This window comes from Agrobacterium salinitolerans (assembly GCF_027498475.1).
Classification (GTDB): domain Bacteria; phylum Pseudomonadota; class Alphaproteobacteria; order Rhizobiales; family Rhizobiaceae; genus Agrobacterium; species Agrobacterium salinitolerans.
In genome coordinates, this window is the sequence record NZ_JAPZLN010000006.1 from 154,519 (window position 1) to 177,185 (window position 22,667).

The following is a 22,667-nucleotide window of genomic DNA, read 5'->3' on the forward strand; positions in this document are numbered from 1 at the left end:
TGGTTCTTTCACCTCCATTCGCTAGTCGTAGAAGAGAAGAAATCATGAGTGTTTTTGAAGTTCGCCACGGCACCTCTCCGGTTATTCTAGCAATGCCCCATACCGGTACCGATGTTCCGAGCGAGATCTGGGAGCGGTTGAACGACAATGGCCGGCAGCTGATCGATACCGATTGGTATATACATAATCTGTACGATGGTCTTTTAGAGAAAGCCACAGTCGTTCGAGCGATGTTTCATCGCTACGTCATTGATGCCAACCGGGATCCGGAAGGGGCGAGTTTGTACCCTGGGCAGAACACCACTGGCCTTATCCCCAAAACGGACTTTGATGGTGAAGCCATCTGGAAATCCGGTGCGGAACCGACAGACGACGATATCGCTCAACGAGTCGCTACTTTCCACTCACCCTACCATACCGCCCTCCAATCAGAGATCGAGCGGGTGAAGGCAATTCACGGCTTGGCCATTGTCTATGACTGTCACTCAATCCGCTCGCACATTCCCTTCCTGTTCGAGGGAACGTTGCCCGACTTCAATATCGGGACCAATGACGGGCAGTCGTGTCATCCCGCAGTCGCGGCGGCCGTCGTTAACGTCGTTCGCAATGCTGATGGCTACACACGCACGTTGAACGGTCGGTTCAAGGGAGGGTGGACCACAAGGCATTACGGCACGCTCGAAAGCGGCGTCCACGCGATCCAAATGGAACTGGCGCAATCGACTCATCTTTCGGCAGAGGAACCGCCATTTTCCTATGACACCGCAAAAGCCGAGCGCATCCGCGCCCGTCTCAGGGACATTCTGACCAACCTCGAGCGCGCCGCATCCGAACTCAAGAAGTGAATATTGGGAGCCACTGACCATGACCAATCCTCGACACAATATCCGCGAAGTTCGCGCGCCACGCGGCTCGGAGCTCAACACCAAGAGCTGGATGACCGAAGCGCCGCTGCGCATGCTGATGAACAACCTCGATCCTGATGTGGCTGAAAACCCCCACGAGCTGGTGGTTTATGGCGGCATCGGCCGGGCGGCACGCACCTGGAACGACTTCGAAACGATTGCGGCGACGCTGAAGACGCTCAATGCGGATGAGACCCTGCTCGTTCAGTCGGGCAAGCCGGTCGGTGTCTTCCGGACCCACAAGGATGCGCCGCGCGTCCTGATCGCCAACTCGAACCTCGTGCCGCACTGGGCAACCTGGGACCATTTCAACGAGCTGGATAAGAAGGGCCTTGCCATGTACGGCCAGATGACGGCCGGCTCGTGGATCTATATCGGCACGCAGGGCATCGTGCAGGGCACCTACGAAACCTTCGTCGAGGCCGGCCGCCAGCATTACGGCGGCAATCTCAAAGGCAAATGGATCCTGACCGGCGGTCTCGGCGGCATGGGCGGCGCCCAGCCGCTCGCCGCCGTCATGGCAGGTGCCTGCTGCCTGGCCGTCGAAAGCGATGAGACCCGCATCGATTTCCGTCTTCGCACCCGCTATGTCGACGAGAAGGCAAGGACGCTCGACGAGGCCCTCGAGATGATCCAGCGCTGGACCAAAGCCGGCGAGGCAAAATCCGTCGGCCTGCTGGGCAATGCCGCGGAAATTTTCCCCGAGCTCGTGCGGCGTATGGAGGCCGGTGGTCCACGCCCCGACATCGTCACCGATCAGACCTCGGCCCATGATCCGCTCAACGGTTATCTGCCAATCGGCTGGACCGTTGCCCAGCACAAGGCCAAGCGCGAAAGCGACCCGAAGACCGTCGAGGCTGCCGCCCGCGCCTCGATGAAAGTCCATGTCGAAGCCATGGTTGCCTTCTGGGATGCCGGGGTGCCGACGCTCGACTACGGCAACAACATCCGCCAGGTCGCAAAGGAGGAAGGTCTTGAGAACGCCTTCGCCTTCCCGGGTTTCGTTCCGGCCTATATCCGCCCGCTCTTCTGCCGCGGCATCGGTCCGTTCCGCTGGGCCGCCCTTTCCGGCGATCCGGAGGACATCTACAAGACCGACGCCAAGGTCAAGGACCTGCTGCCCGACAACAGGCACCTGCACAACTGGCTTGACATGGCCCGCGAACGCATCGCCTTCCAGGGCCTGCCGGCTCGCATCTGCTGGGTCGGCCTCGCCGACCGTCATCGCCTGGCGCTGGCCTTCAATGAGATGGTCAAGAACGGCGAGCTTTCGGCACCCGTGGTCATCGGTCGCGACCATCTCGACTCCGGATCGGTCGCCTCGCCCAACCGCGAGACCGAAGCGATGAAGGACGGCTCTGACGCCGTCTCCGACTGGCCGCTGCTCAACGCACTGCTCAACACCGCATCGGGGGCTACCTGGGTGTCGCTACACCATGGCGGCGGCGTTGGCATGGGCTTTAGCCAGCATTCGGGCGTTGTCATCTGCGCCGACGGCTCCGACGATGCCGCCAAGCGGCTGGAGCGCGTTCTCTGGAACGACCCGGCGACCGGAGTCATGCGCCACGCCGATGCGGGCTACGAGATCGCCATCGACTGCGCCAAGGACAAAGGCCTGCGTCTGCCGGGCATTCTCGGGAACTGAAGCAAATGCGCGTTCTGCGTTCCGCGCAGTACAAGCGCACGATGTGGAAGAACGGCAAGGGAGAGACGGTGGAGATCGCCGTCTCCCCTCCGGATGCGTCGGTCGACGATTTCGACTGGCGCATCAGCACCGCGACGGTCGCTCTCGATGGGCCTTTCTCGACATTCGATGAAGTCGATCGGACGTTGAGCGTGCTGACGGGGGAGGGGATAGAACTCGCGATTGCCGGGGAGCCCGCCACCGTCTGCTCTCAGAATAGTCCGCCTTTTACCTTTCGAGCGGACGTCCCGACCACCGCTCGACTGGTGGATGGCCCTATCAGCGACCTCAATGTCATGAGCCGGAGGGGACGCTTCGGTCATCGCGTTGCGAGGTGCAGGCTTGATGGCGAATTGGAGGTCGGATCGGATGTCGCGGTGGTGTTCGTCATCGTGATGTCCGGCTGCGCGCTAAAGAATTCCGGGGAGCGACTGGAAAGCCTCGATGCCCTTCACCTGGATCGCGCCGAAAAAGTCGTTCTTCGGGCAAACGGCCCGACGACGGCGTTCGTCGTCGAGTTGCTGCCACTTTGAACGGGAAAATGAACACCCTGAGGATACCAAGTTGAACAGGCAAAATATCGAGAACAGGCAAGCCGAGGCGGTCAACCTGGTTGAGAACTACGGGCCGATTGGCATTCGTTCTGTCGCTGCCGCATGTGCAGCGAGGCCTCCTCAAAAAGAACTGGATGAGTCGTCGTCAATCGAGTTTCCAGCGGTGCGCGCCCGCTGGCTCGGTGACGGGGATGATTGAGTTTGAAGGTCGGCGATGTGGTCATGGAGTTTGTGTTGCCCGGTCCATTAGAACTAGCATGCCTTCGGTGGCTGTCTCGCGGCAAAACGCTCGCCGAAATCGCTCTGCTTCAAGGCAAAACCGTCTCTGAAATTGCGCATCATGTCGAACGCGCGCTTGCCGCGCTTAACGCAAAATCGGCACAGGAAGCACTCGCAAAAGCTCACCTTTCGAACGGCAACTGATCTGAAACAGAGGCTCGTTCGGTTGGCCTGCATCAGGAGTGTTTTCCCCTCGTAGGGCGAAACTACATGTCGACGGATTTCAATGCTGAGCTCCATGCCCGGCCGTCTATCTACTTCACCGGTCCGGCCTTCGTTGAGCATGTTGCGGTCATGCGCTCCGGTCCGATTACGCAGGATGGTGCGCGCGGCATATCCACCGACCCGTGTCACAGTGAGAATTTGCGCACGCAGGTGGAACATCATACGGAATTCGTCACCGTACGCGCGTGTCGAAAATCAGCGAGGAGGCGGCGTCCTGGCCCACTTCCAGTCTCAGCCTTTCCGAAATCGCGGCTTTAGTGGACATAAGCTCGCCGCAGCTTATCTGTCGGATCGGCATCCTGATACTGGGTACTGCCCCAAAGGAACTCGGGCCTGTGCTGTCGAGTCTCGGGTTTCGCGATACCGCAGCGTCGTCGATCGGCGGCGGTGCGGCGCAGGTGTGTTCGGATTTCCGCGTTCAGCCGGACCAAACGAGCCGCGTCCTTCTCTTCAACAAGGACCTGAACGCCTACAGAAAGGTGCGGTGGAAAATGCCAACAAGCGCATTCGCCGCTTCATGCCAGGTGATACCGATCTTGCAGCCGTCTCTCAGCGCGACCTGACCCACCTTGCCCGCCATCTCAAGGATCAACCGCGAAAATGCCTCGGATAAAAAACCCCAGCAGAAGTGTTCATGGCACATTTGCAGGAAGAGGGGTGATCCCCTACCCTAGACGCCGGCATGATGCACTTGGGTTAGCTTTTCCAAAACAATCCGTGATTTTGCATCTGGTTAAACTGGTCCAGGATGTTTAGTGACACCTGGCCCGGCCGTATACGAGCCTTCATCCGTGAGACATATCAACCACGACGTCCAAAGCTGGAAATATTAAAGGTCACCGGTGCTGAACCGCGGTATCGGAAAACGCTTGGGCGATGAGGAAAAGCGAGCGAACTCCGATTGTTTTATCCAGTGACCAAATCGGCGCGCTGGTACGAGGAAAGCATCGTTTGAACGATACGCATGCCATCGGACTTCAGGTCAAACCTCGAATCATCCTCCAGCCAGGTCTGAAACGTTCCTCGCATTGCAAACCAAAAGGTATATGCCGCAGTGTCGGAGGTCCAAGGAGCTAGTAATTCCTTTCTCGTCTCTGCGGATCCGAAAACGCTCCCTAACGTAGCCCGCACTTCCTGCTGAAACTTGCGGTCTTCATTATGGAAGGCCACTGTATCGGAGACTTTCTTATCATAGATCTGGAAAATCCGCCTGCAGTTTTCATTGTCAGCAAAGTGGTTAATGGCTGATGTGGCAAACTCGGCGACTGCCTTTAATGGCTCCTCAACCATCCCTGCGTCGTGAAGGCTGCCGAGCTTTCTTGCCTGCCAGCATAACTCATCGCGCAAGGCCAGTAGAATGTGCATTTTTTGTCCGAAATGCCACTGGATGGCGCCGGTTGTTACGGCCGCTTCGGCGGCAATTTCCTGCAAGGAGGCTTCATCGTATCCTTTTTCGATAAACACAGCCTCGGCAGAGCGTAAAATCCGCCTCCGGGTAGCTGCAGCCTCATCCGACGTCCTTCTCATGCATCGCCCCCCTGTGGCCTATCGCATCAGTCCTCTTGATGAACGTTTTTCAGCCCGACATTCCGCGAGAAACAAGAAATATGAAATCGGCTACGGTTTGCCACAGCAATTTCGTTACAAAATAAACAGAGCCAACACAGGGGGGACCAGCGCTCGTAGTGCCATCTCGCTTTTTGGACAACACGTTTCAGGTAACCTGCAAAGCGCGCAGTTAGCGTCGGAGTAGCCTAAAATCGCTCTCTTCTGAACGTAACTTTCAAGTGGCACTATCTTTTGCCATGGCAGAAATGAGCACCTCGGCGTCCTCTTCGACGAGGAGGATGTTGCGATGACTTGCTGTCAAGAATGCTTCGCCAACAATATGATCAAGAAAGGAATCTAGCCTTTTGTAAAAGCCCGCTACGTCCAGCAGTGCACAGGGCTTATTGTGGTAACCCAACTGAGCCCATGTCCATACTTCGAACAGCTCTTCGAGGGTTCCCAATCCTCCTGGTAAAGCGATAAAACCATCCGGCAGCGTCGTCATCAGCGCTTTGCGCTCGTGCATGGTCTCGACAACGCGTAGATCAGCAAGATCGGTGTGTGCGATCTCCTTCTCGGCCAGCGCGCGGGGAATGACGCCGATAACCTCTCCGCCATCGCTTCGGGCCGCGTCCGCAATAGCACCCATTAAACCAATCGAAGCGCCGCCGTACACCAATCCGATGCCCGATCTCGCCAGAGCTTTGCCAAGTTGGTTTGCTGCGCTCACATAGGCCGGATTTTGGCCGTTGCTTGAACCCGCAAAGACGCAATATCTCAAACGCTCCTCCAATTGAGAAAACGAACTTCTTGAAGGCCAGCTATTTCCCGAATTGAGAAACTCCCTACGAGCTCCACGCCCGGGAGCGGCTTAGCTAAGAAACCTTAAGTTGAACGTCAATCTTCGTTCTGGCAGCTTTTGGTAGCCGCCGCTCCTCCGCTACGGGCCATTGCGATGGGTTCGCACCAAGTGGTGCGAGCAGGTCGACTTGTGCACGACACCATGGTGACACCAACAAGCGCTCAGCCTGTACGCTTTCGAAAAACCATTGCCAATGCACCCATTCCCACGCTGACACCTCATTCAAATCGGGGTTGACGCCGGAGGTTTTGCAATGTGCAGCGAATACGGGGCACAACTCGTTTTCGGTGATCCCATTCGTCATTGAAGCGCGATAGGAAAATTCCGGCAGCACAAGACGAATGTCGTCTGCACGTATCCGCAATTCCTCGTGACCCCGGCGCTCGATAGCCTCGGTCAACGGTTCGCCAGGTTGCGGGTGTCCACAGCAACTGTTGGAAAGAACACCGGGCCAGGTGATCTTATCAGATGCCCGGCGCGTCACTAGCAGCTTGTTGTCACCGTTGAAAATGTAGACCGAAAAGGCCAAATGCAGTGGGGTATCGGAATGATGAATCTCGGATTTTGGAGCAGTGCCGGTGGCCTCCCCGAGTTCGTTGCACAATATGACCATTCAGGCGATTGATTGGCCGGTAGGGTCATCACAAATCTCTTCGTTTCGCGACGTTAACTTCCGACACTCAGTTAGCGTTTGATGCCACCCGAGGAGTGAGGCGAACGTTTCCGCCCTCCTGCCAATCAGGGAAGTCGCGCTCCTGCCACTGCGCATGATCAAAATATTCGTCGGCGATGGCCGAGATCAGCGCCTGCTGTCGCGTCAAATCGAGACGCAACAAATCGCGAATCCCGATATCATGTTCCTTGGCGAACCGGATTGCGCAGCGATACCCGTCGATGTCCTCCAGTATCGGCCGGAGCGCCTCCTGCTTCCAGAGATCCGTCAGTTCCTGCAGCAGAGATCGGCGCTCGTCCTTGACAGCAAACATTTCCGTCACCCGGCGTCTTGCTCGCGGCAGGAAAACATCTGGAGCCGCAAGACGAAGTCGCCTTACATGCCATCTAAAATCGGCTTCCCAATAAGTGTCCGTGGCCATACAGTTCAGAAGGGAAATCGAACCGCCTTCGAGGATGAGACCAGGAGAGGTCCGGCGATTCTCTACTTCTGAGATGAGCTGACGATGAGCCGCCTCTGCATCGATCACACCCTCAGCGAGTGGGCGCGAATCCAGGTAGATTCGCTCGGTGGATTGCAGTTCCGATTCCAAAGGACGTCCACTGCCGGTAGCGATTTGGGGGCAGCATTGTACCCGATCGAGCGCTATTACCGGCCAACCCGTTTCTCGGGCCACTTGTACTGCCAAGTCGGTTTTTCCGCTACAGGTGGGTCCATAGATAAGATAGATAAGCATGTGCATCTCGCTTCTTTCAAAACCAGCGGGGGTGACGCGACACGGTCTCATGATCAAGACGCTTCATTCGGCATTGGCTGCGCCGCGCGCATTGCAAAAAGAACAAACGTCGAAGTAAAAGTGCTAACGCTTTCGACGTATGATAGTATTGGTTCGTAGAATAACTTTATCAAACCGCATTCAGAATTTGCAATATGAGGGAAAACATTAAATTTGTGCTTTAATAATTTATGAGTACTGATATTTATGTCGAAATTCAAATTCCCGCCTTTGACAGTTTGGTTTCATTTGACATCAATTCGCGTGCTACGGCTCCTGGCGGCAGAGCCGCGCTTGATGAATAGGTACACGTGTGCTTTTTCCGGAATGACGGCAGCGCGGTTGTGATTGGCCAGGAGCTGGCGAATGAGCATGGAACCAGCACCGGCCTGAGTTCAGTTTAGCGTCAAGTTCAGGATTGACGGGGAGAGCTAAAAGCACATTGGCGGGCGATAGTCCGCTTTGAGGCGGCGCCAGGCAAACAGATGCAAATCGGCCGTCTGCGCGACGAACGGCCTACTGCTTTCGATGTTGACGGGATCGTTATAGCACTTTCTTTTAGAACTCCTGCTTTGCCGCCTTCGGCATAAGGGAGTTCGGATATTGACGAGTGCTTCGGCGACGACAGCAGCATCCCTGCCTGGTCGCTTTCCGTTTCGTGTCGCCGAGCGTGCGGATCGCGCGATGACATCGCCAGTGACGGCATGACCTCAAAGAACAGGCTGCCAAAGCCTAGTTTAGCCGGGCAACTCAGCAAAATACCGCCATGGTCGAGGAAAACAATGCCCCGAACCCGACGCTTGCCGGGGAAGTAGCTCGGCCTCGCAAGCTGATCAGCCGTTTCCACTTCGGCAGGCCATACGTCGGCCGGTCTCTGATGGAATTGGTCACCGAACCGGCACATCGCATCGCCGTCCGCCGGATCCCAGCAATCCTCGCCAATGCTTTCTCCGGCAACGGAACCTCAAGCAGATCTGGAAAGAGTTCCGAAAAGGTGATCGACGTTCTCGCGACAGAGAACGGATACAGGGACAGCGAGTGGAAGAGGGTGCGCGTTACGCACCCTCTTTTACTTAGAGTCCACGTCCATCCCCGCGGACGCGGATGCGCTCGTCAAAATCCCGTGTCAGCCGATCCACGTCATTTGCCGCCTTCGGCGAAGTCTGTTTTGGTGCTGCATTACTCTCTTGGACACTCTGCCTCAGACTACCTGTAGTTTCGTGCCCTTCTTTCGAGACTACATCAAGTTCTTGGGGCTTCTCGCGATTGGTTTTTATCCGATCGGGCAACCGAATGATCGAGGTCTCGCCAACGATAGTAGCTTGAACCTGGGGTATTTCGGGCGCTTCGGTGCGCTCAATCGGCTTGACCTCGCCACGTGCCGCGACAACTTCCTGGCGTTTTGCAATCCGATCGATGGCGGCTGTGTAGTCCGGCAAGGCTGGGAATTTGTCCTGGTAGAGCTCGCTGCCCGGCTTTCCCAGTTGCCTGGCCAAGATGTCCCTGTCGGCGGTGTCCTTGAGCGAAGTGAAAAGCTGCGTCCGCTCGTCGGCCTTGCTCAGCAAAGCGCTATTGGCGTTGATGCCATGGGCAGCGTCGTTCAAGAGATAGATTTGGTCAACACGTTTGCCGTCATCATGTCGCGTAAGTTCATAGGCGGAGCCGATGACCGTCATCGGGCCTTCGATTTTGTAGCCCTTGACGCCCCTGTCACCCGGCTCGCCGGTGCTGGCCTCGAAGGTCTTGCTCTGACTGCTGCCATCGGGTTTGAAGGTAACGGATTTGCCTTCGATCTTTTCGATCCGGCCGGCTTCACCGGCAATGAGATTCCTGTAGCTGCTGGTGACGCTGAGCCTGTCGCCGACCCTGAAACGGATATCCTTGTTGTTGAACGCCTTGAAGCTGACAGGGTCGCCACTCAGGCGACCGGATGCAAGGCCCTGTTTTTCGATCTCCTTGGCCAGCGCATCTACATCAACGCGCCGATTGGCATAGAGCATGCGGACCTTTTCGGGATCTGCCTTGATATCCCTTTCGTAAGCATCCGCCATTGCTTTCAGCGCCGACCCGGCGTCCGCTTTCTCGACAAGGGAGCCGGTTGCGGCGAGCGTTTCCACGAGCTTCTTGTGATCGCCAGCCTGCAGGGCTTCCACCACAGATTTTTGACTGTCAGGCGTCCAATGTCCCGCCTCGTAGGGCGTTTGGTTCACCGGCTCCATTTGAACAGTAGGACTTTCCTCGCCACGTCCGGCCCTAAGTTCCTCGCGTTTCGCGATCCGGTCGATCGCGGCTGCGTAGTCCGGCGAGACTGGGAATTTGTCCTGATAGAGCTCGCTGCCAGGCTTGCTGAGTTGGCTGGCCAAGATGTGTCTGTCAGCCGTGTCGCTTTGCACGGTGAAAACCTGGGTTCGTTCGTCGGCCTTGCTCAACAGGGCGCTCGCGGCATTTGAGCCGAAAATGGCACTGTGCAAGACATAAACCTGATCGACGCGCCTGCCATCGTCGTGATTTCTGATTTCGTAGGCGGAGCCGATGATTGTCGTGGGCCCCTCAATCTTATAGCCCTTGACACCCCTGTCACCCGGCTCGCCGGTGCTGGCCTCGAAGGTCTTGCTCTGACTGCTGCCATCGGGTTTGAAGGTAACGGATTTGCCTTCGATCTTTTCGATCCGGCCGGCTTCACCGGCAATGAGATTCCTATAGCTGCTAGTGACGCTGAGCCTGTCACCGACCCTGAAACGGATATCCTTGTTGTTAAACGCCTTGAAGCTGACAGGGTCGCCACTCAGGCGACCGGATGCAAGGCCCTGCTTTTCGATCTCTTCGGCAAGCAAATCTACATGATCACGTTTGTTGGCGTAGAGAGCGCGGACTTTCTCGGGGTCCGCACTAATGTCTCTTTCATAAGTCTGCGCTATCGCTTTCAACGTTGATACGAGATTTGTGTTCTCAACAAGGGAGCCGGTTGCGGCTAGCGTTTCCACAAGCTTCTTGTGGTCGCCTGCCTGCAAGGCCTCGACGATTCTTTTCTGGTTATTGACTGCCGCATCGGCAGCGTCGGGCGGCGTTTGGGGCGCCAGGTCTATCGGGGCGGAAGTTTTCTCCTCGCCACGTGCCGCGACAACTTCCTGGCGTTTTGCAATCCGATCGATGGCGGCTGTGTAGTCCGGCAAGGCTGGGAATTTGTCCTGGTAGAGCTCGCTGCCCGGCTTTCCCAGTTGCCTGGCCAAGATGTCCCTGTCGGCGGTGTCCTTGAGCGAAGTGAAAAGCTGCGTCCGCTCGTCGGCCTTGCTCAGCAAAGCGCTATTGGCGTTGATGCCATGGGCAGCGTCGTTCAAGAGATAGATTTGGTCAACACGTTTGCCGTCATCATGTCGCGTAAGTTCATAGGCGGAGCCGATGACCGTCATCGGGCCTTCGATTTTGTAGCCCTTGACGCCCCTGTCACCCGGCTCGCCGGTGCTGGCCTCGAAGGTCTTGCTCTGACTGCTGCCATCGGGTTTGAAGGTAACGGATTTGCCTTCGATCTTTTCGATCCGGCCGGCTTCACCGGCAATGAGATTCCTGTAGCTGCTGGTGACGCTGAGCCTGTCGCCGACCCTGAAACGGATATCCTTGTTGTTGAACGCCTTGAAGCTGACAGGGTCGCCACTCAGGCGACCGGATGCAAGGCCCTGTTTTTCGATCTCCTTGGCCAGCGCATCTACATCAACGCGCCGATTGGCATAGAGCATGCGGACCTTTTCGGGATCTGCCTTGATATCCCTTTCGTAAGCATCCGCCATTGCTTTCAGCGCCGACCCGGCGTCCGCTTTCTCGACAAGGGAGCCGGTTGCGGCGAGCGTTTCCACGAGCTTCTTGTGATCGCCAGCCTGCAGGGCTTCCACAATGGAAGTCTGCGAAAAATGACGCTCGCTGCCTGCAGAGTCAGCGCCTTGCATTTTCTGGTCATTCGAAGCCATATTTTTTTCTCCTGAGTCTTTGGTCGATCGTTTCTCTGAGACGTTTGAGGGGGCGTTCGTTGACGACAATTCCCAATTTGATCCCGGATCATCTTCCCGGTGCGGTATTGGACCCACTCGGCCATCAGTACCGATGATATGATCGACGTCCGCATACGTCGGTTGAACTGTGTTGGTGACCGAGGTTGCCAGTTTCAATCGTTCGAACAGGGAAGTGATATCTTCAACTTCCTCGGCAGAACTAACTGAGTGACGGGCCATTTTTTTGCGAGAATCGATTTCTTCCTTTGCCGCCGCTCGTTTCCGTTTCTCGATCGCTATCCCCAGGTTTGTTACCGTTGCGATCGTGACTTGGTGGCTTTCGTGGGCTGAGGTGTTAGCCGTCGATTCCGACCCGCAGAATTCCGGTTGCATTTGCTCTTCAGTCGTGATGACAGAAGACTGGAAAACTTCGAAGTCAATGGCGCTCGGGTAAAGGTCCGCGCTTTCCGGCATTTCCACATCCGATGTGGATGGTTCGTGCAGCTGGTTCTCCCCGAAGGAGCTTTCTTGTCTGCCTTGGAAGGAAAGCGGCGTCGTTGGAGAGATTTCCATCTGGTCGAGCGGCCTTAGCAAGTGCGCGTTCGAAACCGACGAGCGCTCTTGGAAGGCAGCAGGTTCGAGCGCTGGGAATTGAATGGAATTATTTGGCGCGCTTTGCTGAGTGAGCTTTGCACTGAGAGCCTCAACATTGTTTGCCACGAGGGGAGAAGCAATGACGTCGAGACGACTGCGATGCCTCGTCAGGCCGACATAGGTCAGCTTATCTGAAAGAGCACCATCACAGAGGAGAATGGCGTGATCAACTGTGGCCCCCTGACTCTTATAAATTGTAGCAGCATAGCCGTAGGTAAAACCCTTAAACTCGCTATCGGTCCAAGTGACGGTTCGTCCAGATCCGTCTAACCTTGCAGTAATGCGAACCCCAGCAGATGTGCCATTCTCAGCTCGGGAAGCTTCTGTGCTATTAAGTCCGACTACAGTTGCAAAAGTACCATTGCGGATGTCCGCTTGCAGACGGTTTTCGCTGAATATAATCCTGTCTCCCAAGACGAGATTAATCCTTTGCTGAACGCGTCTCGACGAACCCTCATCTATTCCAGATTCCGAACTTCCACTATCTATTACGCTTGACCACACACTCATTTGCTGGTCTTGCAATCCGGATTTGTCAACAAACCTCTGATGAAGAGCGATATTGGCGCGATTAACGCTCCTGTTGGAGTGTGCCATCACAAGACGATCATACACCGGATATCGGTCGCAAACTCTATTCATCTCCTCCAGCATGCGGTCAGTGATCTGGTCTGACGCCCTGACGTTTGAGCCGCTAGGAGGAGCATATACGAAATGGACGAGGCCCATTTGTTCGAGCGCTGTGAGATAGTGCCCGACGGCGCTCTTGGCATCGCGTCGTATGTCACGTCCGAGCTTTTCTGTTTCTATTCGCGACCGCGCGTCGAGCTGTCGAAGCGGCTGGACGAGTTCATAGCAGCCGGCTTGCTCCATAATAATCGGAAGCAGATCACCAGGTCCAACAGGGGGCAGTTGCCGATCGTCTCCCACACATATCAGTTTCGGCCTTTCGGTTGGGTGATAGGAAGTGGCATTTGCAACTGTCTCGATTAGTTGCGCGATCTCCTGCGTCTTGGCCATCGACATTTCGTCGATCACGACGATGGTATTTTTTCCGATGGTGCGGTCTTTCGCCTTGAAAGTCGTCGCGACGTCGCGAAGACCTTTCTCACGAAGCTCCTGGGCCGCCCGGTTGGTGGGTACGAAGGCAATCAACTTTATTTTCTCGGTCGGGAGCGCTTCCTCGTTGAACCTGTCCACCGCTTCGTTCAGGGCTCCAAGTACACTTGTTTTTGCGGAACCCGCTACGCCCACCATAGTGGAAGCTCGATTTCGCCTAGACAGATAATGTAATGCTCCTCTGAGCTCCGGTGTGAAAATGCCTCTATCGGCGACCATATCAACAATGGTTCCCGGAACGCCGAAGCTTTCTTCTGCGGAAAGATTGGTGACATGACGTACAGTATTCTGTTCCGCAGCTCTCAGCTCTGTAGAGGTGTAGAGAGGTTGGCCATCTGGAGAATCAAGCCGGGTCAGTTTGTCGCTTGCGACGACCTGTTGGAATAGCAGGTCGATTTCTTGTACCGGCCGTTTGTAGTGCGTGAGTGCCCGAGCCGCCGAAATCTTAAGTTGGTCTTGTCCGAAGCACGCATTGCGATTTGCGGCGTGGTTTACGACCCATTCCACAATATTGCTCTCGTCCAGCAGGTTACTGAACTGGCGAAGATCTGTCTGGAAGCGCGTAGGGACAGACGTGTCAACAGCAGCCATTCCGGGATCGGACATTACAATGTCGTCGGTTGGCATGCTTGCCACTCCTATTCCCCTCGCTTTCCAATCGTGTGTGATCAGCCAGCCAGGATGGAAAGTTCGGTAACGGTGCTGATTTCAAAACTCAATGAGCATCCGGTGCGGTCTCAAAGCCATTGAGGGGACATGGTGTTCATCAAAACCTAGAAGTCAGTTAGATGGCCCGCGTGGCTCCAAGTATATCTGAGGAAGAATTGAATTCCTTAAGCTCAGATGAGCAATCTTTCTATGGTGGATCGATTGCGAGGACTATAACTTGATATCAGGAACGCTTCTACACATGAAAAATTCAAAATCGCTACAAATGAAACTTTGGAAATGTTTACCTTTAAGGGTTACGGTTTGCAGTTTGTAATCATTAACGTTGGGTCGCTGGTTCGATCGAGCCTGTTCGTTGAAACGCGACTTTCATGCCTTTAGGCGAAGCGCGACAACAGTCCGCCGACGTCTGCGTGCTGAACCGTATGCTTCGAGATCTTCTCACCGCCACCTACCGACAATGATGTGACCAACCATGTCGCTCGGCTTAACTCAAGGAACACGAATATTGCACCTCTGTGCGGATTTCGGTCTTATTGTCGTAATGACTCTGGGAAGCTTCATGATCGTCTCCTGGAGCTTGATTGCACCCCGTGCGACCACACTCTCGCAGAGCGCTGGGCGCAGTTCACGCCTGCGGAAGTCCAGAGTGGCGTCAAGCTGGCGAGCGAAACCGGTCAGGTGCTGAAGACCATCGAAGGCTATATCGTCACGGTAAATCATGACGCGGACTCGAGCGCGACGTCGGCACGCGAACAGTCGGTCCGCCTTGCCGAGGTCAATACGGCAGTCAACCTGATAGACCAAATCATCAGCAGAATGCAGCGATGGCAAAGCGAGCAACGCGGCGAGCGCCTCGCGCGCGGGGTGAGGCCGCACGGCTTTGCGATCTCGTCGGCCGGTCGGACCTCTCGCCCGGTTTGCCTCCCCAGCACCGCGGATGGCGTCGGGTGTGACCAAGGCCATTGCCGACAAAGCTGCCGTCAAGCAGGTGGCTAGGCAAGAGTTCCGAGTTGCCCTCCCCGATCCGAACGGTGAACCTTTCGCACTCGGGGTGATTCCAAGAGGCTCGCCCACCGAACGAGAGGGGAGCGTCAGGACAGCCCTCGGTGATCGCGCCTCAGGCTTCATTCTTGCCCAGGGTTCGAAGAGATTTTTGCCGAACTCTCGGCACCCTCCTTAAGCGCCACACCGCTCAACTGCAAGCGCAGCGCCTCCCGGACGATCCAGGCGATCTTATCCGCGGCAATCTCGTAGCCGAGCCCGTCGGCGTGAATATTCGAAATGCAGTTACGCTCGCTGTCGCGCCGTCCTGCCTGGGGGCGGAAGGTGATGTAGGCACCCAGACTGTCAGGCACGCTTAACCCCGGTCTCTCGCCGATCAGGACGATTGCAACCTCCGCACCGAACGCCGCCGCCGCCTCGTCGCCGAATGCTACCCGCGCCTGTTCGCCCAAAATCACCGGGGCGACACTGAAGCCGCCAAGACGCTTCATGCATGCCTTGAAAAGCGGAACGGCATGACGCTCGACCGCCGAGGCGGAAAGCCCGTCCGCGATGACGAACGCGATGTCATGGCTATCCCCTGGCATTGGAAGATCGGCTGCAAGCGGCTGGCGACCCAGATCCGGGCGCGACAAGTAGATGGTACGATCCGTGGCGCAGGACCTGATCCGGATCGTTGATACCGGTGCAAGCTGCTTGGCGAGGGCGACAAAATCCACTTGACCGTGCACGGCGTCCCTGGCCTTCGCATGGGCCAGCTGGAAATCCAGAATTGCCGAGGTCGGCAACGCGTCGCCCGCTCTACCGAGTCCAATCCGGGCGCGTGTCGAATGGCGGAAGCGCTCAAACGGGTCTCGACCCCAACTCATGCGGACACCCCGTAGCTCAAGAGATTGCGAGAGAATTGGCCCGAGGCGCTGGCGGGCGCCAGCCGGCCCGAGTGATCAAGCATGCCCATGCGATTGAGCCAAGCCTCAAATTCGGGCGCCGGCGGACGATTGAACTGATGCCTGAGGCCGACAATATCGTGATAAGACAGGCTCTGGTAGTTAAGCATGACGTCATCAGCGCCGGGCACGGCAATCATGAAACTGACGCCCGCGACAGTCAATAGCACCATCAGATTGTCCATGTCGTCCTGGTCTGCCTCGGCATGGTTGGTATAGCAGACATCGACCCCCATCGGCACACCGAGCAGTTTTCCGCAGAAATGATCCTCTAGCCCGGCGCGAATGATCTGTTTGGCGTCGAACAGATATTCCGGTCCGATGAAACCGACCACGGTGTTGACGAGCAGCGGGCGGAGTTCACGTGCGACTGCGTAAGCCCGCACCTCGACCGTCTGTTCATCCACGCCGTGATGTGCATCTGCCGAAAGAGCGCTGCCCTGACCGGTCTCCAGATACATCACGTTGTTTCCGACGCTGCCGCGCTTCATCGACAGCGCGGCGTCATTGCCTTCCCTGAGAACGGCGAGATCGACGCCGAAACCATTGTTGGCAGCCTCAGTGCCGGCAATCGACTGGAACACAAGATCGAGCGGCGCCCCGGCCTCGATCGCCTTGATGGAAGTGGTGACATGAGTCAGCACGCAGGATTGGGTGGGAATCTCGAACCGCTCGCGCAGCCGGTCGAAAAGGACCATCAACCTGGTGCAGGCATCGAGGTTGTCGGTGGCGGGATTTATGCCGATCACCGCATCGCCGATTCCGTAGAGAAGGCCGTCGAGTGTCGAACCGGCGACGCCTTCTGGATCGTCGGTCGGGTGGTTGGGCTGGAGCCGGCTCGACAGCCTGCCCGGCAGGCCGATGGTGGAGCGGAAGGCAGTGACCACGTTACATTTACCGGCAACGGTGATCAGATCGTGATTGCGCATGATCTTGGAGACCGCCGCGACCATTTCCGGCGTGAGGCCCGTCGCAAGTGCTGCCAGCCTTTCGGTTGTCGCGTCGTAGGAGAGAAGCCAATTGCGAAACTCGCCGACCGTCATATGTGAAACTGGCGCGAAGGCAATTGGGTCGTGGCGATCGATGATCAACCGGCTGACCTCGTCGACTTCGTAGGGGATCAACAGATCCTCCAGGAATGTCTTGAGCGGCATGTCGGCAAGCAGGCAGCGGGCAGCGACCCGCCGCTCGTTGCTTGACGCTGCAACCCCCGCAAGCACATCGCCTGACTTGAGTGGCGAGGCACAGGCCATGACCGATTTCAGGTCGGCGAAGACATGGCGCTCGCGTCCAAGTATGATCGAATACATTTTATCTCCGCTCGTGGGTATCAGGCAGCCCATTTCTTGCGCAAGGGCGAAGCTACCTTCAAGATTGTAAGTCCAGCCCGAACTGGGCAGTGCGGGCGCCATGCCTCCTGAAAGCTATGCACGATCCATGCCACTCCTGGCTTGGGCGCGCGCGGTCCATTCATCGAAGGGCTTGTGCTCCTAAGGTGCCTCCGGACGATGCAAGCCGTGACCGAAGCATTTCGGATCCGCCATGGATCATGAGGCGTTCGGAACTCGATTGCCCGAGGCGGCTTCAACTGACCGTTTGCCCGGCCTTCACTGTCGAGGCTGCCTTTCCAATGAGCCTGGAGAGATAGCTGCCAACCGCAGCTTGGTCATCCGCGGCCACCAGGAGGTCATTTCTCACCTCTATCATGACATTTGGAATACCGTTCGCGATGCCGTGCTCGACGAGCGTGTGCGTGACCCCATCGGCTGGACCGTATGGCTGGTTGCGCATGACGACATACTTGCGATCGGCCCCTTCGAATTCCGCGAGAATTGCATCTGCGAGCGTCGTGTCGCTGTCGTGCAATATCCCGATCTCGACCTCGCGCTTCTTGCCGAAATAGACGGGGGTGAAACTATGGACTGTGACGAGCATCGTCCCGCGCCCCTGGGCCTTGCGAGAGGCGAGAATTTCGGACAGTCCATCACGAAAGGGTAGATAAATCTCGTTGATCCGCGTCAGGCGATCTGCTTCCGGCATGCTCTGATTTCCCGGAACGTCATAGATCTCGCTTTTGCCAACAATTGCAGACACTGCCTCCGGCGGGCGATTGCAGTCGTAAACGAGCCGCGAAAAGCGCTGGTAATAGAGGACCGCATCGAGAGATGACGAAAGATATCGTGCGAGTTCCAGGGCGCCCGGATCCCAGGCGATATGACTTGAACGCGCAGACGCATCAAGGCCGAGGTCGCCGAGTGAAGGCGGGATCAGGTGTGAAGCATGCTCGCATACGATTACAAACTTGCCGAGCGCGGCCTTGTTTTCGATCGCGATTGCAGACTCGCCAGGGGCGAGCAACGACAATTTACCCATAACAGTCTCCGTTGATATCCACACAATAACAACGAAAACAATAAAAGCAACATGATATCAACATTGCATAAAGTAGCCCTCTGTCGCGGTGGAGGTTTCGCCACGTCACGGCCCCTCGTTCGCTACGCCGATTTCTAACTGTTGCCGAAAACATGGGCAAAATGCCTGCAAAATATGCCTTTTTGTAAGGCAGATCCTCAGAGCATTTTATCCAATTCCCATCCTGTGCCGACGCTTGTGCTGTCAGCCGCGATCACTCTCATGGCGATTTTCTTAGCTACGGAAATTGAAAAACCCTCATCGGGTGTGTTGACAAACGCAAAATATCCACATAAATCCACATTCCAAGGAGATCGCAATCGTGGATTTTTCAGTTCTTTCGCTCAGCTCAGCAATTGTTTCCGGCAAGCTCACATCCGAAGCGCTCGTTCAGGAATGCCTGGCGCGCATTGCGCGGCTGAACCCCATCGTCAATGCCTTCAGCCAGGTGTTTGAAGAACAGGCCCTCAAAGAAGCGAGGGCCTGCGATCGCGAGGCAGCCGAAGGTCGGTTCCGTGGTCCTCTTCATGGTATCCCGATGGGCGTGAAGGACCTCTTCTTCGTGGAAGGGCAGCTATGCCAGCGCGGATCTCGTGCCTATAAGGATTTCGCTCCCAAGATGACGGCGCCGATCGTCCAGAGGATGATTGACGCCGGATCTATCATCATCGGCAAGACGACAACTACCGAAATGGGGTGGTCCGGTTCCGGCTTTTCCGAATTCTATGGCCCGACGCGCAATCCATGGGACCCCAAGCTCACAAGTGGTGGTTCGAGCTCGGGTTCGGGTGCTGCGCTCGCGGCCCGAATGGTTCCCTTCACATTGGGGTCCGATGGTGGCGGTTCCGTGCGCATCCCGGCAGCTTTCTGCGGTGTGTTTGCCATGAAGGGCTCGCTGGGGCGCGTTCCGGCTTGGCCCTGGAGCGCGACGGAGATGCTGTCCCACGCCGGTCCGATGAGCGTCACGGCAAAGGATAGCGCTTTCTTGTTCAATATTGCCAAGGGGCCCGATCCGCGAGACCATCAGGCGCTGCCGGACGACGGAGCAGATTACACTGAAACGCGATCGACAAAGTCCCTCCGGATTGGTTTTGCACCAAGCCTCTTCGGGTTCAAAGTCGCGCCGGAAATCGACCGGGTCGTGCGCGAAGCGGTCGATGCGCTCACCAAGGCGCTCACTATCGATGTTCGTTCGGTTTCCCCGGACTGGGAAGATCCGATCCGTATCTTCGAGACACTCTGGGTTGCCGGCCGGGGCGTCGCCTATGGGTCCCAGTCGGATCTTTCCGATTTTGGCAGCGGTTTCCGTGCGCTCGTCGAAGCGTCGGCACGCTACGATCTTAAGGATTATCTCTCGGCTGCGAAAGCGCGCGCGGAATTTGCTGGTCGCGTGCACGCACTCTTTGAGGACGTCGACCTGCTCCTCTTGCCAACCATCCCGGTCGAGCCGTTTGCGGCGGATCGGGAGGCGCCCGAAGGGTTCCAATCGCCCTCGGAAGTCCTCGCGTGGACGGGCTGGACGCCCTTTACATATCCCTTCAATCTTTCCGGCAACCCGGCAGCCTCGTTGCCTTGCGGCCTGACCGTCAACGGGTTGCCCGTTGGCCTGCAGGTCGTCGGCCGTCGCCACGCCGATGCGCTTGTCATGGCATTCTGCCAGCAGGCCGAGGACCATCTTTTCAAAAACAACAATCCTCCACTTGTCGTTGCTGGCGACAAGATGGGGTGGGGAACGCCCAGCAAATCAACTGTGGAGATGTCGTCATGGAGTTCAATAGAAGATCGCTCTTAAAGAGTTCGGCGCTTGCGGGCATCGCACTTGGCATGCCTATCCTCAATACTAAGTTCCTGGTCAACCCGGCCAATGCCGCGGAAAACAAGGTCCTTAAATTTCTCTCGGCCGAAACTCTGACCGGCAACTGGGATCCGTCTTCTCACACGACGCTGGCGCAGATCAACCTTGAGAGCTTTGTGTTCGGTTATCTAACCCGCGCACCGATGACGCCGGAAAAGCCTGACGAGCTCGTCATGGAACTGGCGACCGAGATGAAGCTGATCGACGAGCACACGCTCGAATTCAAGCTGCGCGAAGGCGTCACCTTCCACGACGGCAAGCCGTTCAGGGCCGAAGACGTCAAGGCGACATTCGAGTATGCAAGTCGCCCCGACCGACCGGCCGCCTGGTATCCCGGTCCCTGTGAAGTCGAAGTCGTCAGCGATTACGTCGCGCGCGTCAAGACCGACAAGGCCGGCTACCCCGCAAGCCTTTTCTGGTTCCTGTCCTCCTTCCTGCCGATCATGTCGGCAAAGGACGTCGCCGACCCGAAGACGCTCTCTGCCCGGCCGAACGGCACCGGTGGTTTCAAGTTCGTCAAGCAGGACGGCAACACGACCGTTCTCGAGGCCTTCGACAATTTCTACCTCGGCAAGCCGACGATTCCCGGACTGCATTTCAGCTTCGTCGGCGATGCGACGACCCGGACACTGGCGCTTCTGAATGGCGAGGCCGACCTTATCGAACGCCTTGAAGCCGAACAGGTCGAAACGATCGAAAAGACCGGCGGCTTCCAGCTTCACAAGGCGATCTCGGTCGAGAACAAGTATCTTTGGTTCCGTTGCTCGAAGCCGCCCTTCAACGACTGGAGACTGCGTCGCGCCGTGTGCCACGCGATCGACCGGTCGGTGATCGACGATATTCTCGGCGTTTCCGGTCACGCGTCGAACTGCTACGTGTCTCCGGTCAAGTTCGGCTATGTCGATATCCCGAACTATCCGAAGTTCGATCCGGACCAGTGCCAGAAGCTTTTGGCGGAAGCCGGCTTCCCGAAGGGCGAAGGTCTGCCCGAACTCGAATACATCACGTCGGTCGGCTTCTACCCGAAGACCAAGGAATATGCCGAGGCCATCACGGCGATGCTTCAGGAACAGGGCTTCCCCGTCAAGCTCAACGTCATGGAAGTCGCGGCCTGGGGTGACGCGCTCTACGATCGTCCCGGCGGCGGGCCCGGTCATATGATCGACTGCGGCTGGTCGACGGGTTCGCCGGAACCCGATCTGGTGCTGAGGACCCATTTCCACTCGACGACGCACCGCATCTGCGGCATCCAGGATCCGGAAATCGATGCTGCCCTCGACAAAGAGCGCAACGCCTCAAAGCCCGAGGAACGCAAGAAGGTCATTCAGACCGAGCTGATGCCGTTGCTGGCGGAGAAGACGCCATCATTTTCTCTCTTCACGTCCGTTTTCATCCACGGCATGCGTGATGGCCTGAGTGGTCTCTACATCTACCCGAATGGTATGATGGACGCCAACAAGGCGACATTGGCCTGATCCAGCGCTGCGGCCACTGCCTGGCAGTGGCCGCCTTGGCCCCGACAGACTAGGGTAAGTACATGTTCCTTCTATCATTCCTGATGAGACGGCTTCTGCAGGGGGGCCTGATCATCCTTCTCGTCATATTCATCATCTTCACGCTGTTGCGTGTGGTGCCGGGTGACCCCGCGCGCCTTATCGTCGGCGGCATGGCCCCTGATGCGGTCGTGGCGATGAAGGCAAAGGAACTTGGTCTCGATCGGGCCATCCCGCTGCAATTCGTCTCCTATCTTGGCCATTTGGCGACCGGCGATCTTGGCACGTCGTTCGTCAGGCCGAAGAGCGGGGCGAGCCTGGCCGGCTCGGCCTATAACGACCCGACACGCGAAGAGCGGGCGAAGGTCCTAGATCTCATTCTCGATACACTCCCGATGACCCTGCAGCTCGCAGCCGTCGCACTGGTCATCGCGTTGCTCGTTGCTGTTCCGCTCGGCCTTGCCGGCGGGCTCTATCAGGGTCGCTGGCCCGACAAACTCGCGCTCGCATTGGGGTCGATCTTCGTCTCGACCCCGAACTTCTGGCTGGGCATCGTGCTGACGCTCTTTCTGTCGGTGAAGCTCAGGCTTCTGCCCGCGATCGGCTACAACGGCTTCGAATACACCATTCTGCCCGCGATCGTGCTCGCGGTGGAGATTGCGCCGTTCATCCTGCGTACGTTGACCGTTTCTGTCGCTCAGGTGTTGCGCGAAGACTTCATTCAGCTTGCTGCTGTTAGAGGCCTGAGCCGCGGGCGCACGATCTTCTCGCATGTGCTGGGCAATTCCGCGGTCCCGTTGATCAACTTGCTGGGTGTGCAACTCGGCATGCTTCTGGGCGGCGTCCTCGTGGTCGAGTTCATCTTCGACTATCCGGGCCTTGGGCTCCTGACGATCAATGCCGTTCAACAGCGCGACTTTCCGCTCATCCAGGGCGTCGCGATCTTCATTTCCGTGATGTTCGTGGTGATCAACATCCTGGTCGATCTTATCGCGATGACCATCGATCCGAGACTGGAATACTGA

Annotated in this window: 16 protein-coding genes and 2 pseudogenes; 8 read left to right on the forward strand and 10 right to left on the reverse strand. The window is 57.0% G+C overall.

Going from position 1 to position 22,667, the window contains the following annotated elements:
- The first annotated feature begins 44 nt into the window (after window positions 1-44).
- From hutG to O9X91_RS20680, 4 genes are read left to right on the forward strand one after another with little or no spacing between them, the layout of a single operon-like run.
- Window positions 45-845 (forward strand): N-formylglutamate deformylase, encoded by an 801-nt coding sequence (gene hutG / locus O9X91_RS20665; RefSeq protein WP_077768158.1) that lies wholly within the window; start codon window positions 45-47, stop codon window positions 843-845.
- 19 nt (window positions 846-864) lie between these two features.
- Window positions 865-2,550 (forward strand): urocanate hydratase, encoded by a 1,686-nt coding sequence (hutU, locus tag O9X91_RS20670; protein WP_012475935.1) that lies wholly within the window; start codon window positions 865-867, stop codon window positions 2,548-2,550.
- A 5-nt stretch (window positions 2,551-2,555) separates the two neighbouring features.
- Window positions 2,556-3,122, forward strand: a complete 567-nt coding sequence (locus O9X91_RS20675) for a HutD/Ves family protein (protein ID WP_012475936.1) — start codon at window positions 2,556-2,558, stop codon at window positions 3,120-3,122.
- 31 nt (window positions 3,123-3,153) lie between these two features.
- Complete coding sequence (locus tag O9X91_RS20680; RefSeq protein WP_077768157.1) at window positions 3,154-3,342, forward strand: hypothetical protein; 189 nt, start codon at window positions 3,154-3,156, stop codon at window positions 3,340-3,342.
- Between the two features lie 53 nt (window positions 3,343-3,395).
- On the opposite strand, the gene O9X91_RS20685 is transcribed toward O9X91_RS20680, so the two are convergent.
- Entirely contained in the window at window positions 3,396-3,809 is a 414-nt protein-coding gene (locus O9X91_RS20685) for a hypothetical protein (RefSeq protein ID WP_161596397.1), read from the reverse strand.
- Window positions 3,810-4,119: 310 nt separating this feature from the next.
- On the opposite strand from O9X91_RS20685, the pseudogene O9X91_RS20690 reads away from it, so the two are divergent.
- A pseudogene (locus O9X91_RS20690) lies at window positions 4,120-4,260 on the forward strand (IS30 family transposase); the annotation flags it as partial.
- Window positions 4,261-4,553: 293 nt separating this feature from the next.
- On the opposite strand, the gene O9X91_RS20695 reads toward O9X91_RS20690, so the two are convergent.
- The 9 genes and pseudogenes from O9X91_RS20695 to O9X91_RS20735 all read right to left on the reverse strand — a co-directional run bounded on the left by O9X91_RS20695 (window position 4,554) and on the right by O9X91_RS20735 (window position 18,255).
- Entirely contained in the window at window positions 4,554-5,174 is a 621-nt protein-coding gene (locus O9X91_RS20695; protein ID WP_077768155.1) for a TetR/AcrR family transcriptional regulator, read from the reverse strand.
- Window positions 5,175-5,430: 256 nt separating this feature from the next.
- A complete protein-coding gene (locus tag O9X91_RS20700; protein ID WP_077768185.1) occupies window positions 5,431-5,976 on the reverse strand; it encodes an LOG family protein in 546 nt (181 codons plus the stop codon).
- A 94-nt stretch (window positions 5,977-6,070) separates the two neighbouring features.
- Window positions 6,071-6,661, reverse strand: a complete 591-nt coding sequence (gene idi, locus O9X91_RS20705) for an isopentenyl-diphosphate Delta-isomerase (RefSeq protein ID WP_309546945.1) — start codon at window positions 6,659-6,661, stop codon at window positions 6,071-6,073.
- 76 nt (window positions 6,662-6,737) lie between these two features.
- Complete coding sequence (locus tag O9X91_RS20710; protein WP_077768184.1) at window positions 6,738-7,466, reverse strand: isopentenyl transferase family protein; 729 nt, start codon at window positions 7,464-7,466, stop codon at window positions 6,738-6,740.
- A 1,112-nt stretch (window positions 7,467-8,578) separates the two neighbouring features.
- Window positions 8,579-13,888, reverse strand: coding sequence for an ATP-dependent DNA helicase (locus O9X91_RS20715; RefSeq protein WP_116979322.1), 5,310 nt, complete (start codon window positions 13,886-13,888; stop codon window positions 8,579-8,581).
- A gap of 422 nt (window positions 13,889-14,310) precedes the next feature.
- A pseudogene (locus tag O9X91_RS20720) lies at window positions 14,311-14,439 on the reverse strand (IS110 family transposase); the annotation flags it as partial.
- A gap of 618 nt (window positions 14,440-15,057) precedes the next feature.
- Window positions 15,058-15,804 (reverse strand): ethanolamine ammonia-lyase subunit EutC, encoded by a 747-nt coding sequence (gene eutC / locus O9X91_RS20725; protein ID WP_012475942.1) that lies wholly within the window; start codon window positions 15,802-15,804, stop codon window positions 15,058-15,060.
- On the reverse strand, window positions 15,801-17,225 hold the full coding sequence (locus O9X91_RS20730; RefSeq protein ID WP_077768183.1) for an ethanolamine ammonia-lyase subunit EutB: 1,425 nt from the start codon (window positions 17,223-17,225) through the stop codon (window positions 15,801-15,803). The genes eutC and O9X91_RS20730 overlap by 4 nt, the downstream gene beginning before the upstream one ends.
- 241 nt (window positions 17,226-17,466) lie before the next feature.
- Entirely contained in the window at window positions 17,467-18,255 is a 789-nt protein-coding gene (locus O9X91_RS20735) for an N-formylglutamate amidohydrolase (protein WP_012475944.1), read from the reverse strand.
- 361 nt (window positions 18,256-18,616) lie between these two features.
- On the opposite strand from O9X91_RS20735, the gene O9X91_RS20740 reads away from it, so the two are divergent.
- The 3 genes from O9X91_RS20740 (at window position 18,617) to O9X91_RS20750 (ending at window position 22,667) form a co-directional block, all read left to right on the forward strand.
- Window positions 18,617-20,086, forward strand: a complete 1,470-nt coding sequence (locus O9X91_RS20740; RefSeq protein WP_202048391.1) for an amidase — start codon at window positions 18,617-18,619, stop codon at window positions 20,084-20,086.
- Complete coding sequence (locus tag O9X91_RS20745; protein WP_012475946.1) at window positions 20,059-21,624, forward strand: ABC transporter substrate-binding protein; 1,566 nt, start codon at window positions 20,059-20,061, stop codon at window positions 21,622-21,624. The genes O9X91_RS20740 and O9X91_RS20745 overlap by 28 nt, the downstream gene beginning before the upstream one ends.
- Window positions 21,625-21,686: 62 nt before the next feature.
- Window positions 21,687-22,667 carry an ABC transporter permease gene (locus O9X91_RS20750; protein ID WP_077768150.1) on the forward strand — a complete coding sequence of 327 codons (981 nt, stop codon included), beginning with the start codon at window positions 21,687-21,689 and terminating at the stop codon, window positions 22,665-22,667.